This is a genomic window from Arthrobacter sp. ok909, assembly GCF_900104405.1.
Classification (GTDB): domain Bacteria; phylum Actinomycetota; class Actinomycetes; order Actinomycetales; family Micrococcaceae; genus Arthrobacter; species Arthrobacter humicola.
Map to the genome: position 1 here is coordinate 163,178 of NZ_FNJS01000007.1, position 16,874 is coordinate 180,051.

A 16,874-nucleotide genomic window follows, 5' to 3' on the forward strand; every position below is an offset into this window, starting at 1 on the left:
CCATGACCGAATCAACAACCAACGCCCCGGCTCCTGAAACGAGCACAGCACCGGAGACCCCAGGCGCCATCAACGCCGCCCGCAAGATCGCCGTCGTCGGCTCCGGCTACATGGGCGGCGGGATCGCGCAGGTGCTGGCCCTCGGCGGCGCACGCGTCGCGCTGGCTGACGTGTCCGCCGAAGTGGCACAGAAGAACTACGAGCGGTTGCTGACGGAATCGGACGAATTCGTTGCCGCCGGGCTGTTCCCGCAAGGCTCCACGGAGCTCCTGAAGGAAAACCTGTGGCCCGCCAAGGACATCGAGGAAGCCGTGGCCGACGCCGACTTCATCGAAGAGGCCGTCCCCGAGGTCATCGCGATCAAGCACCAGACCCTGGCCCGGATCAGCGCAGCCGCCCGCCCGGACGCCATCATCGGATCCAACACCTCCACCATCTCCATCGCGGAGCTGTCCGAGCCCGTCACCAACCCCGAGCGGTTCCTGGGCGTGCACTTTTCCAACCCGTCCCCGTTCATCCCCGGCGTCGAAGTGATCCCGCACGCCGGGACCTCGGCGGCCACGGTCGGCGCGGTCCGCGACCTGGTGCACGCCGCCGGGAAGCAGACCGCCGTCGTCAAGGACGTCACCGGGTTCGTGCTCAACCGGCTGCAGTACGCGCTGTTCCACGAGGCGGCCCAGCTGGTGGAGCAGGAGATCGCGACGGCGGAAGACATCGACACCCTGGTCCGCACCACGTTCGGGTTCCGGCTGCCGTTCTTCGGACCGTTCGCCATCGCCGACATGGCCGGACTGGACGTCTACAACTTCTGCTACAAGTCCCTTCAGACCGACTTCCCCGAACGATTTGCGACGCCGAAGATCCTCACCGAGCTGGTGGATGCAGGCAAGCTGGGCACCAAGTCCGGCGCCGGATTCCTCAACGTGCCGGCCGAGCGAACACCGGAGCTGATCGCGTACCGCAACAAGGCGTACGTGGCGATGCAGCAGCTCCTGGAGGACCTTGGCCCCGCCCCGATCAACTGAACCCACTTCTTCTTTCGCACTCTTCAGGAGTATCCCCATGAGCATTTTCCCGGCAGAACGCACGGCAATCGTCACCGGCGCCGTGTCCGAGCGCGGCATCGGCCGCGCCACCGCCAGCTACCTCGCGGCGCAGGGCTGGAACATTGGCATCATTGACCTCGACGATGCCCGCTGCAAGGCAACGGCCAAGGAACTGGCCGCGGAGCACGGCGTCAAGGCCTACGGCGCGGGCGCCAACATCGGCGACGAGGCATCGGTCCGTGCCGCCATCGACGAGATCGAGGCCGAGCTGCCGCAGATTGTGGCCCTGGCCAACGTGGCCGGCGTCAGCTCGCCGGTCCCGTACCTGGAACTCGACGCCGCCGAATGGGACCGGGTGCTCAGCATCAACCTCAACGGTGTCCACTACGCCACCCGCCGCGTGGCCGAGTCCATGGTCAAGAACGGCATCGGGCGGATCGTCAACATCTCCTCGGTCTCCGCCCAGCGCGGCGGCGGGACCTACTCCAAGACACCGTATTCGGTGGCCAAAGCCGGCGTGATCGGCCTGACCCGGTCCACCGCACGGGAACTGGGCCCCCACGACATCACGGTCAACGCCATCTCCCCGGGCCCCATCGACACCGACATCATGGGAGGCACGCTCAGCGAGGAACGCAAAGACGAACTCACCAAAGACCTCGTGGTCAACCGCGTCGGTTCCACCCGGGACATCGCGGCCGCCATCGCCTTCCTCATCAGCGAGGACGCCGGCTACGTCTCCGGCCAGACGCTGAATGTTGATGGCGGACTCTACATGCACTAAGGAAGAAGTCCCGTGCCACACCACAGCAAGACTGCCGCTCCCGCCGGATTCGCGAGCTGGGGCAAAGGACGGAAGATCTATCTCGCGGTCGGGATCCTGGCCTGCATGGCCGGAATCCTGATGATGGCCTTCTCCCGTTAGCCGGCGCTTCGCCCGCTCGCTTCGCCCGTCTGCGTTGGACGGGTGCTTTGGACGGGTGTTTTGGACCTCAGCGTCACCCACCCGCTCCATCTGCACGTTCGACCTGTTCTACCTTCCTGATCTACTCAACTGATTCACTCAATGAGGAGTTTTGATGTCCGTAGCAACAACCTCCACCAGGGATCTCCTGGAGACACCGGTCCTGAAATCGGCAATCTCCAAGGCGTCCCGGCGGCTCATGCCGATGCTCGTCATCCTGTACGTGGTGGCGTTCCTGGACCGCACCAACGTGGGCTTTTCCGAGGCGGCCCTCGGAGTGGACAAGGGCATTAGCGCCGGCGCCTTCGCCTTGGGCGCCGGGATCTTCTTTATCGGTTACGCCCTGTTCGAAATTCCGAGCAACCTGCTCCTGACCAAGTTCGGGGCCAAGGTGTGGCTGGCCCGCATCGCCATCACCTGGGGCATCGTTTCCGCCTGCTTCGCGTTCGTGCAGGGCGAGACGTCCTTCATCATCCTGCGCTTCCTGCTGGGTGTGACCGAGGCCGGGCTCTTCCCGGGCGTCATCATGTTCCTGGCCGCGTGGTTCCCCAACAAGGTCCGGGTCAAGATGTTCGCGATCTTCTACCTCGCGCAGCCCTTTTCCCAGATGATGGGCGCACCGCTGTCCGGCTGGCTCATCAACATCGGCGACCAGGTCCCCGGTGTCCAGGGCTGGCAGGTCATGTTCTTCGTCGAAGGCATGCTGGCCGTCCTGGCCGGTGTCGCGGCGTACTTCTTCCTTATCAACAGCCCGCAGGACGCCAAGTTCCTGGAGAAGGACGAGAAGAAGGCGCTCCTGGACGTCATGGCCCTGGAGGACGGCGTCAAGGAAGAATCCGGCCCGCGCGGTGTGCTGGCCGCCATGAAGAACGGCAAGGTCTGGTACTTCACGGTCATCTACTTCTGCCTGCAGGTCGCCGTCTACGGCGTCACCTTCTACCTGCCGCAGCAGGTGGCGCAGCTGACCGGGCAAAAGGTGGGTCTCGCCGTCGGACTCATGGCGGCAATCCCGTGGTTCTTCGGTATCTTCGCCTGCTACTTCATCGGCAAGGCAGCCAACACGGTGATCCGCCGCAGGGTGTGGGGCACCGGACTCTTCATCTCCACCGGACTGTGCATCTTCGGCTCGGCCTGGGCCGGTGCGAACCACATTCCGGCCCTCGGCATCATCTTCATCAGCCTGGCCGTCTGCAGCTTCCTGTCTATCGGTCCCATCGCGTGGTCCTACCCGACGGCGTTCCTGACCGGAACGGCTGCAGCAGCGGGCATTGGCCTGATCAACTCGCTGGGCAACCTGGGCGGTTTTGTCGCCCCGATCCTGCGGACCTCGGTCAACCAGATCACGGCATCCGACACCGGAACCATGGGTGTCTACGCCCTGGGTGTGCTGCCGTTCCTGGCCGCGGCGATGATGTTCGCGACCAAGAGGTTCAGGAACAAGGCCGACGAGCTGCTGGAGCAGTAACCGGCTTACACGTCGCAGCCCAAGACCGCAGTCCGTGGACCCAGCAGAAAGCAACCCGCAATGCAGCAGACTTCCAGCCGCCAGCCTTGCCGCCAGAGCATTCTGGTGGGCGTCAGCACCAAGATGTACCTGGGCTACCGGGACAGCCTGGCGTGGCTGGAGCAGTTGCGGAATGAAGTGGACGCCCGTCCGGCCCTCGCGGCCGGGCGGGTTGTGCCGTTTGTGATTCCGTCCTTCCCCGTCCTGCCCGTGGCAGCCGGGCTGTTGGAGGGGTCGCCGCTGCTGCTCGGGGCGCAGAACTGTGGCTGGGCCGACGGCCCGTGGACCGGGGAAGTGGCTCCGTCCATGCTCGCGGAGCTCGGCGTCCGCCTCGTGGAAATCGGCCACGCCGAACGACGCCGGCACTTCGGCGAAGACGACGCCATGGTGGCCCTCAAGACCCGGGCAGCAGACGACGCCGGGCTTACGCCCCTGCTGTGCGTGGGGGAGACCGAGGCCGGGGAGCCGGCTGCCGCGGCGGACTGGGTGTACGCCCAGATCGCATCGGCCGTCGACGGCGACTGGGACAGCGCCAGCCGATTGGTGGTTGCCTACGAACCCGTCTGGGCCATCGGCGCGGCAGAGCCGGCGGCCGCGGCCTACGTGTCCGACGTCGTCCGGGCACTCCGCGGGCGCCTCGCCACGGCCGGGGTGCCCGAGCTTCCGATCATCTACGGCGGTTCGGCCAAGCCCGGTCTGCTGCCGACGCTTGAGGGTGTCTCCGGCTTGTTCCTGGGCCGCTTCGCGCACGACCCCGCGAACTTCGGTCGCGTGCTCGACGAGGCACTGCTGCTCGCGGGAACCCGCGGGACATGTCCAGCCCTGACCGCGAGCGATGGACATGATGCCTTGATGTCCCTTGGTCAAGGCAAGGAATGAGCATGCTCCTCGAAATGACGAGTGAACAATGAGCATGTCCTGTGTTGTAGCTACCTTTGAACGAGCAGGTTCCATGAAGATGCGGGTCAAGAATGAGCATGTCCCCTTGGAGCTAGGCGCGCACTGACCTTTGGCACAGGCCGATGAACCGGCCCAGCTGTTCCAGGCCCGCGGGATGGGTGGGGAGATAGTTGGTCAGCTCCGGGGCGCGGACAATGACCGCACGCCACTGCCCGCGGGAAACCGCCACGTTGATCCGGTTCGTCGAGAGCAGGAACTCCATGCCCCGGGGCGCCTCCGCCACCGCCGAACATGCCATGGACACGACCACCACGGCGGCTTCCTGACCCTGGAACTTGTCCACGGTTCCCACCTTCACCCGTAGCAGCCCGGCAGCATTGAGGGCCTCGCGGATCAGGTTGACCTGCGCGTTGTAGGCCGCCACCACGAGGACGTCGGTTTCAGCCAGCGGCCGGGTGCCGTCGTCCGTGTGCCAACTGAGGCCCACATGCCGCTGCACCTGCCGGACCACTTCGTCAGCCTCCTCCCGCGAGGACGTGACGTTACCCTGGTGCTCGACCATCACCGTTTCGATACCCGCGGCAACACCGTCCAGGCGCCGGGCGTCCGCGGCCGGCGCCGAGACGAGCCGCCCCTCGTAGGAGAGTTCGGACACGGCCCGGCACAACGGTGACGTCATCCGCCACGAGTCCGCCAGGAAGTATCCGAGTTCAGGCGGCAGGGTGGGGTGACCGGCGGAGATCCAGCCGAGGGCCGATTCGTCGACCGGCTCAGGATGTGAACCCTGGCTGACCTGGGGAAGTTGCTGCGGGTCGCCGAGCAGCAGGAGCCGGCTGCTGGCCTGCGCCACGGCGAGGGTATTGGCCAGCGAGAACTGGCCGGCCTCATCGATCACCAGCAGATCGAGCGAGCCGCGCGGCACGGTGGCCCCGGTCATGGTCCACGCGGTACCTCCGATGAGGGCGCCGCCAGGGGACTCGAGCAGCCGCGCCACATCCTGGGCCGAACGCTGGTTCCAGGGCAGCGGATCCCGGTGCTTCACGTCCTTCGCGACCCGGGCGGGGTCGACGCGGGCCTTCGTGACCGCGGTCCGCAGCAGGTTTTCGACCACCGCATGCGACTGGCCGACGACGCCAACCTTCCACCCGCGCGAGACGAGCCGGGCGATCACGTGTGATCCCACATGGGTCTTGCCCGTCCCCGGAGGCCCTTGGACCGCCACGTAGGAATGGTCCAAGGCCCCGACGGCCTCCGTGATGGCGTCAACGAAGCGTTCCGGGCCCTGTCCCGGCGACGGCAGGGGCGCCCCCGACGCAAGCCGCGGAGGCACTCTGCGCACGAGGTCGAGGGCTGGATGCTTCCCGAACCGGCTGGCCCCGGAACGGGAAGCGCGCAAAACCGCCGCGACGTCGTCGGCCAGCGCCGCCAGCGACTCCTCCAGATTCTTGGTGGCGATGGGCTGGTCTTCGGTCAGCGCCATCGGCAGTTGGGCGTACGGCTCGATGTTCCTCTTGAGCTTGTCCCGGATGATGACCGTGTCCCGGCCGTCTTCCTCGCCGAGTTCTAGAACTTCGGTGCCGAACCAGCCGTTCCGGCCAGTCCCGTAGATGCCAGTGCCCGCGAGTCCCGCGGGGAGCGGGGGCTCGTACATGCGGAACCAGATGCTGCCTTCACGCAAATCCGAGCCGGCGGTCACGGTGCCGATCAGCTTCACCCTGCGTTCGGGCAGCTTGGTCCCGTCCCTCCACCAGTCCTCGAGGGCCACGGCGTCCTCGACCAGGAACACGTTGCGGTCCTGCGGGTGGCGCGCGTCCGGTCCGTTCTCGCACCGGTCGAAGTGCGCCCACCAGAACGCCTTGCGCTCGCGACGGTGGTAGCTTACGGCCGCAGCCAGGATGGCGACCGCTTGTCGATCCGCGTCCGGCAGTCCCGAGCCGGGCTCGACGAACTCGGCCAGGGCAAGCTCAGCGGGTCCGAGGCCGGCATCCGCCCCGGCGAGATCGGCGGGGGCGCGAAGTTCGGCCGGGACCATTTCCGCTCCGGTGCCCTGTCCGGTGCGCTGTTCGATCCCGCGCTCCCGGGCCAGACCCACGAGCCAGTTCCGCAGCTCCAGTGTGGAGAGGCAGTCGTACTCGTTGTAGTCGGAGATCCCGGCGAGGATTCGGGCTGCCTCCTCGGGCTGATCGGAGTCGCGGGCCTCGCAGTACTGGGCGTAGGCAACAACCGAGGCTCCGGCGTCTTTCACGTCCCCGGAGCGCAGGTTTGTCCCCATATACAGCGGCTCGAGCTTCTTGATGCTGTAGGAGTTCTCGGATATCCGGATGCTGTTCCGGACGATTTGGTAGAGGTCCACCAATAGCCCCTCGCGCAGCCAGCGGTCGACGGTGTCCTCTCCGGCCACGTGCATCACGGACAGCTTGCGGAGGGCCGTCTTCTCATAGGCGGCATAGTGATAGACGTGCATATCCGGGTACGTCTGCCGGCGTTGCTCCACATAGTCAAGGAAATCCAGGAACGCCTGCTTCTCGGCCTCCCGGCTGTGCGCCCAGAAGGGCCGGAAAACCCCGGGGACGCCGGGCCCCGTCGGTGCTTCGATGACGCCGAAAAGGTACTCCAGCCCCCAGACCCCCGTGGCGCTTTCCTGCCAGAGGGGGTCGCCCTCAAAATCGAAAAAGATGTCGCCCTCGCAGGGCGATGGCAGTTCCGCCAGCGCATTTTCCGGAAGCACCGCAAAGCGGATGATGTGCTCTTCGCCGTCCTTGACGTACCGGACTTCCCCGTCGGAGGCGCCAACGCCGCTTTGCATTCGGGCCTGGTCCTGGAGGCGTAGCAGTGCGCTGTTCGCCCCGGGAAGGTGTGCCTCGGCGAGCTCCTGGACCGTGAAGATTTTCCGTTCGTGCAGTGCCTTGCGTTGTGCGGAGTTCATCCGCGCCACGAGGAGGAGATCATCGGTGGCCTTGACCATCTCCTGGCAGTAATCGCACCGGCCGCAGGCGGTCAGCCCGGACGCACCCCATTGCGCGGTGTCGGGCTGCCCCATATGCGCAGAAGTCAGGGTGAGGAAGCGCTCGCGCCTCTCGAGGAACACCGGCAGGATGTCCGGCAAGTTGTGGTGGCTGCGGAGGTAGTCGAAGCCGCCGCCCGGGAGCGGGACGGTGGCCCCGAGAACCAGGGTGATTGACGGATCCGGTGTGATGCCGGCCTTCAGGAGCTGGTCCCCGTAGGCGGCAAGTTGAAGCAGCGCCGTCACCTTTGCGTGGCGCGCCAGTTTGGTGTCGAACACGGCGTAGCTTCCGTCCGGCTGCCGCACCAGGAAGTCGGAGCGGCCATGGAACTGGCCGTCGAAGAAGGCTGCTTGGAAGACGACGTCGGCGCCCGCCCGCAGTGCCTCGATGGACTCGGCGTGCTTGGCCGCCAAAGTGGCGCGATCTATGCTGTCGGCAGGAGCGACGTCGTACACGCCGCGTCCGGTGGCCGGATCCCAGGGGCCGAACTCTTCGACGAAATCCGCGAGGACCCTGTGCTCGTGGACGTCGCCCAGCTTGGCGGCGTGTTCGAGCATCTCGTCGACGCCGAAGTCCGGTTTGGGGGAGCGGCCCAGCTTCTCGTCGAGCTTGCGGAGCAGTTGGTACTCGCAGCTGGCAGCAACCACAAGATCGCTCGCGGAGTAGACCAGATCCGGTGATGATCCCGGCACTTCAGGTTCAAGGAAAAACACTGTGCCCCCGTTGTTGCTGGAATGAGCCTGGTCCGGCCTTCTGTTGTTCAAGGTATCAAAGCCCGCTGACAATCACGCCGGAACCAAAAACCACGAACCTGGAACAGGAAGCACGCAAGATCTGGTTCCTGTCGCAGGTTCGGCGTAGGGTCTGAGGACTATGACTGAACAGCAACCATATGAGCTGGTCCGGCGATACGCGCACTTCGAGTTGCGCCGGTATCCCGCGCATGTTGTGGCCGAAATACAGGTCAACGCGACGTTTGACCGGGCCGGGAATGCCGCCTTCCGGCACCTGTTCAACTACATCACCGGCAGCAATACGGCACAACGGAAGCTGGCGATGACGGCCCCGGTGATCCAGGAACTCGGTCCTTCGCAGAAGCTGGCGATGACCGCCCCGGTGCTGCAGAGCGGTCCGCTGCCGGGAAGCAAAGATCCTGCTGATTTTGTGGTGGCCTTTGTGCTCCCCGCCGGATTGACGGCGGAGACCGCCCCGGTCCCGGCGAACCCCGACGTCAAGGTGCGGGCCATTCCCGGGTCCGTGGCAGCTGCTCTTCGGTTCACGGGCAGCGGGTCGGAAGCTGCCTTTGAACGGCACAACACTGGCCTCCAGGCAGCACTGGTGGTCGCCGGGCTGACGGCCGTGGGGCCACCACGGTTCGCCCGCTTTGATCCGCCCTTCAAACCGTGGCTCCTTCGCCACAACGAGGTCGTTCAGGACGTGCAGGAGCCTGTTACTCCGCCAGCCGAATCAGGCCGCTGACCCGCGTAAGGCAAAATGGACAGGTGACCCAACTCCCGCAGCGCCCCGCCTCACCTGCCTCCAGCCCGTCGCCCAAGGCCGCGTCCCCGCAGACCCAGGAATCGGGCATCGCCGCCCAGATCGCGGCCGAACTCGGCGTGCAGGCCTGGCAGGTCAAGGCCGCCGTGGACCTGCTCGACGCCGGATCCACCGTGCCCTTCATCGCCCGGTACCGCAAGGAAGCCACCGGGACGCTGGATGACACCCAGCTGCGCGATCTGGAGGAGCGGCTGCGATACCTCCGCGAACTTGAGGACCGACGTCGGACCATCCTCGAGGCGATCGCCGCGCAGGGGGCGCTGACCCCGGAACTGCAGGCCGCCGTCGTCGGGGCCGACACGAAGTCGCGGCTTGAGGACGTCTACCTCCCGTTCAAGACCAAGCGGCGCACGAAGGCGCAGATCGCCCGCGAAGCCGGGCTGGAGCCGCTCGCCGACGCGCTGCTGAAGCGCCCGGAGCTGGACCCGGAGCGCGAAGCCGCCAAATACCTCAACGCCGAACATTCGATCGGGGACGCCGCCGCAGCGCTGGCAGGTGCCCGCTCCATCCTGGTCGAGCGTGTGGCCCAGGATGCGGACCTGGCGGAGACGCTGCGCGAACGGCTCTGGACGCAGGGCCGGATGGTGTCCCGGGTCAAGAAGGGCAAGGAGGCCGAGGGCCAGAAATTCAAGGACTACTTCGAGTTCTCCCAGCAGCCGTCCGGGATGCCATCGCACCGTGTTCTCGCACTGTTGCGCGGCGAAAAGGACGGCGTGCTGGAGCTCGACCTCGCCGAGGCCGCACCGGACGACGACGCCGCCCTCACCGCGGCGCGCGGCCGTTACGAAGCCGCCGTGGCCAGGTTCCTCGGGGTCGCCGACCGCGGCCGGCCCGCCGACGCCTGGCTGCTGCAGACGGCCCAGCTCGCGTGGCGCTCACGGGTCCTGGCCCGGCTGACGGCCGACCTGCGCAGCCGGATGTTTGCCGCCGCCGAGGACGAAGCCGTGCGCGTGTTCGCGGCCAACCTGCGCGATGTACTGCTCGCCGCACCTGCCGGGAACCGCGCCACCCTCGGCCTGGACCCGGGACTGCGGACCGGTGTGAAGGTCGCAGTGGTCGACGGCACCGGCAAAGTGGTTGCGACGGACACGATCTACCCGCACGCCCCGGCCCGGAAATGGGACGAGGCGCTGCGGACCCTCGTGGGCCTGGCGAAGAAGCACGGCGTCGAACTCGTCGCGATCGGCAACGGCACGGCGTCGCGGGAGACGGACAAGCTCGCCGGCGAACTGATCAAGCAGCTCGGCACCGGAGCAGAAACCAAACCGCAGAAGATCGTGGTGTCCGAGGCCGGAGCATCGGTCTATTCTGCGTCGGCGCTCGCTGCCGCCGAGCTGCCAGGCATGGACGTGTCCCTGCGGGGTGCCGTCTCGATCGCACGGAGGCTGCAGGACCCGCTCGCGGAGCTCGTGAAGATCGAACCGAAGTCGATCGGCGTCGGGCAGTACCAGCACGACGTCACGGCCGCGAAGCTGGACCGCAGCCTGGACGCCGTCGTCGAGGACTGCGTGAACGCGGTGGGCGTGGACGTCAACACGGCCTCGCCGGCGCTGCTGAGCCGGGTGGCCGGCGTCGGGCCCCTGCTGAGCGAGAACATCGTGGCCTACCGGAACGAGCACGGCCCGTTCGCGAAGCGCAGCGAGCTGAAGAAGGTCCCGCGGCTTGGCGCGAAGGCGTTCGAGCAGTGCGCCGGCTTCCTGCGGATCACCGGGGGAGCGGAGCCGCTGGATGCCTCCAGCGTGCACCCGGAGGCCTACCCGGTGGCGCGGAAGATCAAGGCGGCAGCCAAGGCCGGCCCGGCCTCCGCGCTGAATCCGCAGGACTTCGTGGACGGATCCTTCGGCCTGCCCACGGTGCGGGACATCATTGCCGAGCTCGAGAAGCCCGGCCGGGACCCCCGCCCGGCCTTCGCCGCGGCGGCGTTCTCGGAAGGGATCGAGAAGATCTCAGACCTCAGGCCTGGCATGGTGCTGGAGGGTACCGTGACCAACGTGGCGGCATTCGGCGCATTCGTTGACGTCGGCGTACACCAGGACGGGCTGGTGCACGTGTCCGCGCTCGCCAACCGGTTCGTCTCCGACCCGCGCGAAGTGGTGAAGTCCGGGCAGGTGGTCCGGGTCAAGGTACTGGAAGCCGATCCGGAGCGGAAACGCATCTCCCTCACACTGAGGCTCGACGACGAACCGGCAGCTTCCGGCGGCAGCGCACCTTCCTCCCGAGGCCGGGGAGGCAACGGTCCCGACGCGCCTAAGCCTGACACGTCGCGGCCAGCCCAACCACGGGCCGGTCAGCCCCGGGGCGGTCAGCAGCAGGCAGGTCAGCAGCAGGGCAGGCCGCAACAGTCCCAGCCGCAAAAGTCCCAGCCGCAACGGTCGGCCTCCCAGCCGAGGTCCACGCCGTCGCCCGTCAATACCGCGATGGCGGAGGCGCTCCGAAAAGCGGGCCTCGGCAAGTAGCCGCCCCCGGACGCCATTGCCATGCACTCGATGACCGCTCATCGCTGAAAAGCTACCGCTCGGCGCATAAATAGTACGTTTGCTGACGATCTGCACCATGATTGCCGGAGGCAACGGGCTGCGTGAGTGACCCTTCGCCTCAGTGTGCTGGACACCGACGTCGTTGACGAGCAGGGGGAACATTTATGGGCTGGCTGGACCGCGAACGAACCATCGCACCGCCGGGATTCAACCGGTGGCTCGTGCCGCCTGCGGCGCTCGCCGTGCACCTGTGCATCGGCCAGGCGTACGCGACGAGTGTCTATAAGACCGCGCTGGTGAAGCACTTCGGTGCCAGCCTGACCGAGATCGGCGTTATCTTCTCCATCGCGATCGTGATGCTGGGCCTCTCGGCCGCCATCATGGGCACGTGGGTGGACAGGAACGGGCCGCGCAAGGCGATGTTCACCTCTGCCGTGTTCTGGGCGAGCGGCTTCTTGATCGGGTCCCTGGGGATATTCAGCGGCCAGCGCTGGCTCGTATACCTGGGCTACGGCGTCGTCGGCGGCATCGGGCTGGGGATCGGCTACATTTCGCCGGTCTCCACCCTCATCAAATGGTTCCCTGACCGGCCCGGGCTGGCCACCGGCATGGCCATCATGGGGTTCGGCGGCGGCGCCCTGATCGCCAGCCCCGTGTCGACGGCACTGCTCAAGCTGTACGACCCCAACTCCGGCGCCAAGGGCTGGGTGGCCAGCGGCGACTCGGTGGCCAAGCTCTTCCTGACCCTCGCCGTCGTCTACCTGGCCTACATGATGTTCGGCGCCTTCACCATCAAGGTTCCGGCCGAGGGATGGAAGCCGGCAGGCTTCGACCCCGCCAAGGTCAAAGCCGCCGCTCTGGTCACGACGGACAACGTCTCCGCCCGGAACTCGGTGAAGACGCGGCAGTTCTGGCTCGTGTGGATTGCCTTGTTCTGCAATGTCACGGCAGGCATCGGCATCCTGGAACAGGCCGCCCCGATGATCCAGGATTTCTTCCGCCAGTCCGACGGCACCTCCCTGGTCAGTGCCGCCGTCGCCGCCGGATTCGTCGGGCTGTTGTCTATCGGCAACATGTCAGGCCGCTTTGCCTGGTCCGCGACCTCCGATGTGACCGGCCGCAAGCGCATCTACATGGTCTACCTCGGTGTCGGCGCCCTGCTTTACACCGTGCTCGCGCTGGCCGGCTCGACGTCCACCGTGCTCTACGTGGTGCTCGCATTTATCATCATTTCCTTCTACGGCGGGGGGTTCGCGACGGCCCCCGCCTACCTGCGTGACCTCTTCGGCACATTCCAGGTCGGTGCCATCCACGGCCGCCTCCTGACCGCCTGGTCCGCGGCCGGCGTCGCCGGGCCGCTGATCGTCAACGCTTTCCTGGACGCGCAGGGCAAGCCCGGCGCGCTCACGGCCGCGTCGTACCAGCCCGCCCTGCTGACCATGGTGGGGCTGCTGGTGATCGGCTTCGTGGCAAACCTGCTGGTCACGCCCGTGGCCGCGCGATTCCACGAACCCCGCCGCGGCCGTGTCCGGCCCGAAGAACCCGCCTTGGAGGCTTGAGATGAGTAGTGCGCAGACACCCGTCACACGGTCCACCGGAAAATTGATCATCGCGTGGGGCCTCGTGGGAGTGCCGCTCGCCTACGGCGTCTACGAGACCCTCACCCGCGTGGCGGCACTGTTTGGCTGACACCGTGGCGACAGAAGATTCACTGCACCGGCAGCACACCGGCCCGGCCGCGTTCACGCGCCCGGATCCCTTCACCACCCGCCCCACGCTGCAGGGCACGTTTGGGATGAGCGCGTCCACGCACTGGCTTGCGACGGCGGCGGCCCAGGCCGTGCTGGAGCGCGGCGGTAACGCCTTCGACGCCGTCGTGGCGGGCGCGTTCGTTCTCCATGTGGTGGAACCGCACCTCAACGGACCCGGCGGCGACATGACCGGTGTCTTTGTCACGGCAGACGAACCGTCCACGCCGGTAGTCCTGATGGGCCAGGGTCCCGCGCCCGCCGGTGCCACCGTGGAGCACTACCTTGCCGAAGGCCTGGACCTCGTGCCGGGCTCCGGTGCGCTCGCCGCCGCGGTGCCCGCCGCCGTCGACGCCTGGTTCCTTCTTCTCCGTGACCACGGCACGTGGGAGCTGGAGACCGTGCTGGACTTCGCGATCGGCTACGCGCGGGACGGCCATCCGATGCTGGGCCGGGTCGGAACCACCATTGCGGCCGTGGCAGCGCTGTTCCAGGCGCACTGGCCCACGTCTGCGGAGCTGTGGATGCCCGGCGGCCGAATCCCGGCTGAGGGTGAGATGGTCAGGAATCCGGCCTATGCCCGGACGCTGGAACGGCTCATCGAGGCCGGTGCCGGCGCGTCGTCCCGCGAGGCCCGGATTGATGCGGCCCGACGTGAGTGGCGCGAGGGATTCGTGGCCCGGGCCATGGTGGATTCGGTTCAGGCCCCGCACCGGCATTCCTCGGGCATGGATCACCGCGGGGTGCTGGGGCTGGCGGATCTGGCGGGGTTCGAGGCCGGGTACGAGGCTGCCTCCACTGTGGAGTTCCGCGGTCACACGATCGCCAAGACAGGTCCGTGGGGCCAGGGGCCAGCACTGCTCCAGACACTCGCCATCCTGGATGGTTTCGAGGACCGTTATCTGGACCCGTCCACCGAGCTGGGTGCGCACACAATCCTGGAGGCCCAGAAGCTTGCGTTGGCAGACCGCGAGGCATACTACGGGGACACCGACGTTCCGCTGGACTACCTCCTCTCGGCCGACTACTGCGCCAGCCGCCGCGCCTTGATCACGGACCGGGCGTCCCACGCCTTCCGTCCAGGTTCCGTGCCGGGGCGCGAGCCGTATCTCCCGCCCCTGCGTACCGAGTACGTGCCGCCGGTGGCCGCTGGACGGTCGGGTGATGACACAGCTGGTGTTACGGTCGACGGCGGTGCAGCCGGCAGGCGCGGGGTGGGGTCCCGTCGTCACGCGGCCCTGGGCATCGGGGAACCGACCGTGGCGCCGACAGGTGAGACCCGGGGCGACACCTGCCACATCGACGTCGTGGACCGATGGGGCAATATGGTTTCCGCCACGCCGTCCGGTGGCTGGCTGCAATCCTCGCCCGCGATCCCGGAGCTGGGCTTCTGCCTGGGCACCCGGCTGCAGATGACCTGGCTGGAACCCGGTACGCCGTCCACGCTGACGCCGGGCAAACGACCCCGCACCACCTTGACGCCGACTCTCGTGCTGCGCGGTGGCTGGGCCGTGACCGCACTGGGTTCGCCCGGCGGAGACCAACAGGACCAATGGCAGCTGCCCTACCTGCTGCGGACCATCGTGGGCGGGTACTCGCCGCAGCAAGCAATCGACGCGCCGACGTTCCATACGACGTCGATGCCCGGGTCCTTCTGGCCGCGCACGTGGGAGCCGGGCGGCGCCGTCGTCGAAGGCCGGCTGGGGGAGAACGTCATTGAGGGCTTGGAGCGCCGGGGCCATATTGTCACCCGGGCTGGTGACTGGACGCTGGGACGGCTGTCCGCCGTCGTGCGGGATCCTGAAACCGGTGTCCTGCAGGCGGCCGCGAATCCGCGGGGCGCGCAGGGGTACGCCGCCGGCCGGTAGCTGACGCGGCGCTCACACGTTGCAGAATTCGTGCAGCTCAGGAGGGGCCTTCGCCTGGTTGCTGTTAGCGGTTGGCTTGGAGTTGGTCCATGAAGCTGAGCGACTCAGCGACGATCTGCTGCTGCGCCTGTTCCCGGGAGATGCCCGGCTCGCCGTCCCCGGGCTGCTCGCCGTAGTCCCCGAAGAACGCGTGCACGCCGCCCACGACCGTTGCGTAGGTGGTGTTCGGCGGGAGTAGGGCTTTCGACGCCGCGATCTTGTCCGGGGTGCTCAGGCCGTCATTCGAGCCGGAGATGGATAGCACCGAGAGGCCGTGGGCGTCTGCCATGTTTTCGGCCGGGTACGAGGCAAACAGGAGCAGTCCGGAGACATCGGAATTCGACTTCGCGAAGGAGGACGCACTCACTCCTCCCAAGGAATGACCACCGACAGCCCACGAACCGATCTCGGGGTGCCGGTCCATGGCCTCACGGGCCTGGCCGGTGTTCAGCAGGGGGATGCCCAGTGGCGTTTTCAGGATGACAACCAGGTGGCCGGCGTCTGCGAGCGGGCGCAGGATGTCCTGATAGGCGCGCGCATCGACTCTGGCCCCGGGGTAGAAGACGAGCCCCGTGGTGGCTTTGCCTTCCGGAACAAGGGTGATCGAGGTGGCGTCCTCCGTGATGGTCGCGGTTCTAGTTTCCGCGGTGGTTCCGGCGGGTGCGGTGGTTTGGCCGGCGGTGCCGCTTGGCTGGTAGGGGAACGGGTTGAGCCACACCAGCGCCGCGACGACCCCCAAGACCACGATCCTGCCAGCGAGACCTCGGACCAGGTGCCAGCGCGACACACTGACCCTCTTTTGCCCGTGTTCTCTTAGATTCTGCTGTTTGTTCAGGCTCCAGCGTTCGAGCAGAGTCGAGCGTTTGACCAGGATGAACGCCCAGAGCAGACCTGCCACGGCCGCGATGATCAGCAGCACGGGCAGTGCGGGGTGGCCGCCGAGGACTGCAGGGTTGCCAAGCAGCATCCAGAGCGGAACCACGATCAGCGCGGCGGCGGCGAAGGCGCCGCTCCAGTTCAGCACCGCCGACCTAAAGCCCGGCGACTCGATTTCATTTGCGTTGCCGTGGGCGGACGCGAGATGTGGGGACTCCAAATCGGCGGGGTCCGGCGCAGGGGCGGACACTTCTGGCCTGCGGGCTCCAATCGCTGAATCCGGTCCAGGATCAACAGCAGATTTGCCGGGGTCCTTCGGCATCGCATCGTTCACAGTCCGATGTTATCTCCATGATCGAGATAACTGGAGAGGCGGTCTGGAATCTCGTGGGCCGTTCGGAGGGTCGAGGTTCCGTGACTACCGACCGAACTGCCGTGACTGCCGGGTCCGTGATGACACGGCCGGCATTATCGCCGCGATATGGCCGCCACAGTCCGGGCTGCGGTCATGCGGCCCGGGCAAGTCGGGCAGGGGTGAAGTAGTGGTTGCGGCGGGGTTTTTGGCCGGGGTCGATGTGGGGTGGCGGGATGAACCAGGGAACCCCGGTCCGGAGCCGGATGGTCCACGCCTCTTTGTGGATCAGGTGGTGGTGATGGGAGCACAGCAGGGCGCCGTTCTCCGTGCCCGTGGTTCCGCCGCGGGACCAGTACGTGATGTGGTGGGCTTCGCACCAGGGCGCGGGGATGGTGCAGCCGGGGAAGGCGCAGCCGAGGTCCCGGGCGATGAGGGCTTTGCGGAGGTGGGGCGGGAAGAGCCGTGAGGCGCGTCCGATGTCCAGGATCCGTCCCTCACCCCCGAGCAGGACGGGGATGATGTCGGCGTCGCAGGC

At 67.1% G+C, this 16,874-nt stretch carries 13 protein-coding genes; 10 read left to right on the plus strand and 3 right to left on the minus strand.

Translation table 11 applies throughout. The features are described 5' to 3' along the window. The first annotated feature begins 2 nt into the window (after positions 1 to 2). The 5 genes from BLR03_RS08215 (at position 3) to BLR03_RS08230 (ending at position 4,393) form a co-directional block, all read left to right on the plus strand. On the plus strand, positions 3 to 1,025 hold the full coding sequence (locus BLR03_RS08215) for a 3-hydroxyacyl-CoA dehydrogenase family protein (protein WP_302846576.1): 1,023 nt from the start codon (positions 3 to 5) through the stop codon (positions 1,023 to 1,025). 37 nt (positions 1,026 to 1,062) lie between these two features. Continuing rightward, the gene (locus BLR03_RS08220; protein WP_091251548.1) at positions 1,063 to 1,830 is read left to right on the plus strand and encodes an SDR family NAD(P)-dependent oxidoreductase; all 768 of its coding nucleotides are present in this window, start codon (positions 1,063 to 1,065) and stop codon (positions 1,828 to 1,830) included. A 12-nt stretch (positions 1,831 to 1,842) separates the two neighbouring features. Next, positions 1,843 to 1,971, plus strand: a complete 129-nt coding sequence (locus BLR03_RS25175; RefSeq protein WP_302846577.1) for a hypothetical protein — start codon at positions 1,843 to 1,845, stop codon at positions 1,969 to 1,971. 154 nt (positions 1,972 to 2,125) lie between these two features. Further along, positions 2,126 to 3,475, plus strand: coding sequence for an MFS transporter (locus tag BLR03_RS08225; RefSeq protein ID WP_091251550.1), 1,350 nt, complete (start codon positions 2,126 to 2,128; stop codon positions 3,473 to 3,475). 60 nt (positions 3,476 to 3,535) lie between these two features. Next, positions 3,536 to 4,393: a triose-phosphate isomerase family protein gene (locus tag BLR03_RS08230; protein WP_091251552.1), complete on the plus strand. Its 858-nt coding sequence runs from the start codon at positions 3,536 to 3,538 to the stop codon at positions 4,391 to 4,393. Positions 4,394 to 4,505: 112 nt separating this feature from the next. Here the strand turns inward: BLR03_RS08230 and BLR03_RS08235 are convergent, their stop codons facing one another. Continuing rightward, positions 4,506 to 8,132: a TM0106 family RecB-like putative nuclease gene (locus BLR03_RS08235; RefSeq protein ID WP_091251553.1), complete on the minus strand. Its 3,627-nt coding sequence runs from the start codon at positions 8,130 to 8,132 to the stop codon at positions 4,506 to 4,508. Between the two features lie 160 nt (positions 8,133 to 8,292). Between BLR03_RS08235 and BLR03_RS08240 the strand changes: the two genes are divergently transcribed. From BLR03_RS08240 to BLR03_RS08255, 5 genes are all read left to right on the plus strand, one after another. Further along, the gene (locus BLR03_RS08240) at positions 8,293 to 8,898 is read left to right on the plus strand and encodes an SOUL family heme-binding protein (RefSeq protein WP_091251555.1); all 606 of its coding nucleotides are present in this window, start codon (positions 8,293 to 8,295) and stop codon (positions 8,896 to 8,898) included. Positions 8,899 to 8,921: 23 nt separating this feature from the next. Then, complete coding sequence (locus BLR03_RS08245) at positions 8,922 to 11,432, plus strand: Tex family protein (protein ID WP_091251557.1); 2,511 nt, start codon at positions 8,922 to 8,924, stop codon at positions 11,430 to 11,432. Positions 11,433 to 11,617: 185 nt separating this feature from the next. After that, positions 11,618 to 13,012 (plus strand): OFA family MFS transporter, encoded by a 1,395-nt coding sequence (locus tag BLR03_RS08250; RefSeq protein ID WP_091251559.1) that lies wholly within the window; start codon positions 11,618 to 11,620, stop codon positions 13,010 to 13,012. A 1-nt stretch (position 13,013) separates the two neighbouring features. Continuing rightward, positions 13,014 to 13,142 (plus strand): MFS transporter small subunit, encoded by a 129-nt coding sequence (locus BLR03_RS25180; protein ID WP_302846578.1) that lies wholly within the window; start codon positions 13,014 to 13,016, stop codon positions 13,140 to 13,142. A 106-nt stretch (positions 13,143 to 13,248) separates the two neighbouring features. Then, on the plus strand, positions 13,249 to 15,069 hold the full coding sequence (locus BLR03_RS08255) for a gamma-glutamyltransferase family protein (RefSeq protein ID WP_091251603.1): 1,821 nt from the start codon (positions 13,249 to 13,251) through the stop codon (positions 15,067 to 15,069). Positions 15,070 to 15,133: 64 nt separating this feature from the next. Here the strand turns inward: BLR03_RS08255 and BLR03_RS08260 are convergent, their stop codons facing one another. Together BLR03_RS08260 and BLR03_RS08265 are read right to left on the minus strand one after the other, a co-directional pair. After that, complete coding sequence (locus BLR03_RS08260; RefSeq protein WP_254788280.1) at positions 15,134 to 16,132, minus strand: alpha/beta hydrolase; 999 nt, start codon at positions 16,130 to 16,132, stop codon at positions 15,134 to 15,136. Positions 16,133 to 16,490: 358 nt separating this feature from the next. Beyond that, positions 16,491 to 16,874, minus strand: a 384-nt coding sequence (locus BLR03_RS08265) for an HNH endonuclease signature motif containing protein (protein ID WP_139184486.1), incomplete at its 5' end; no start/stop codon positions are given.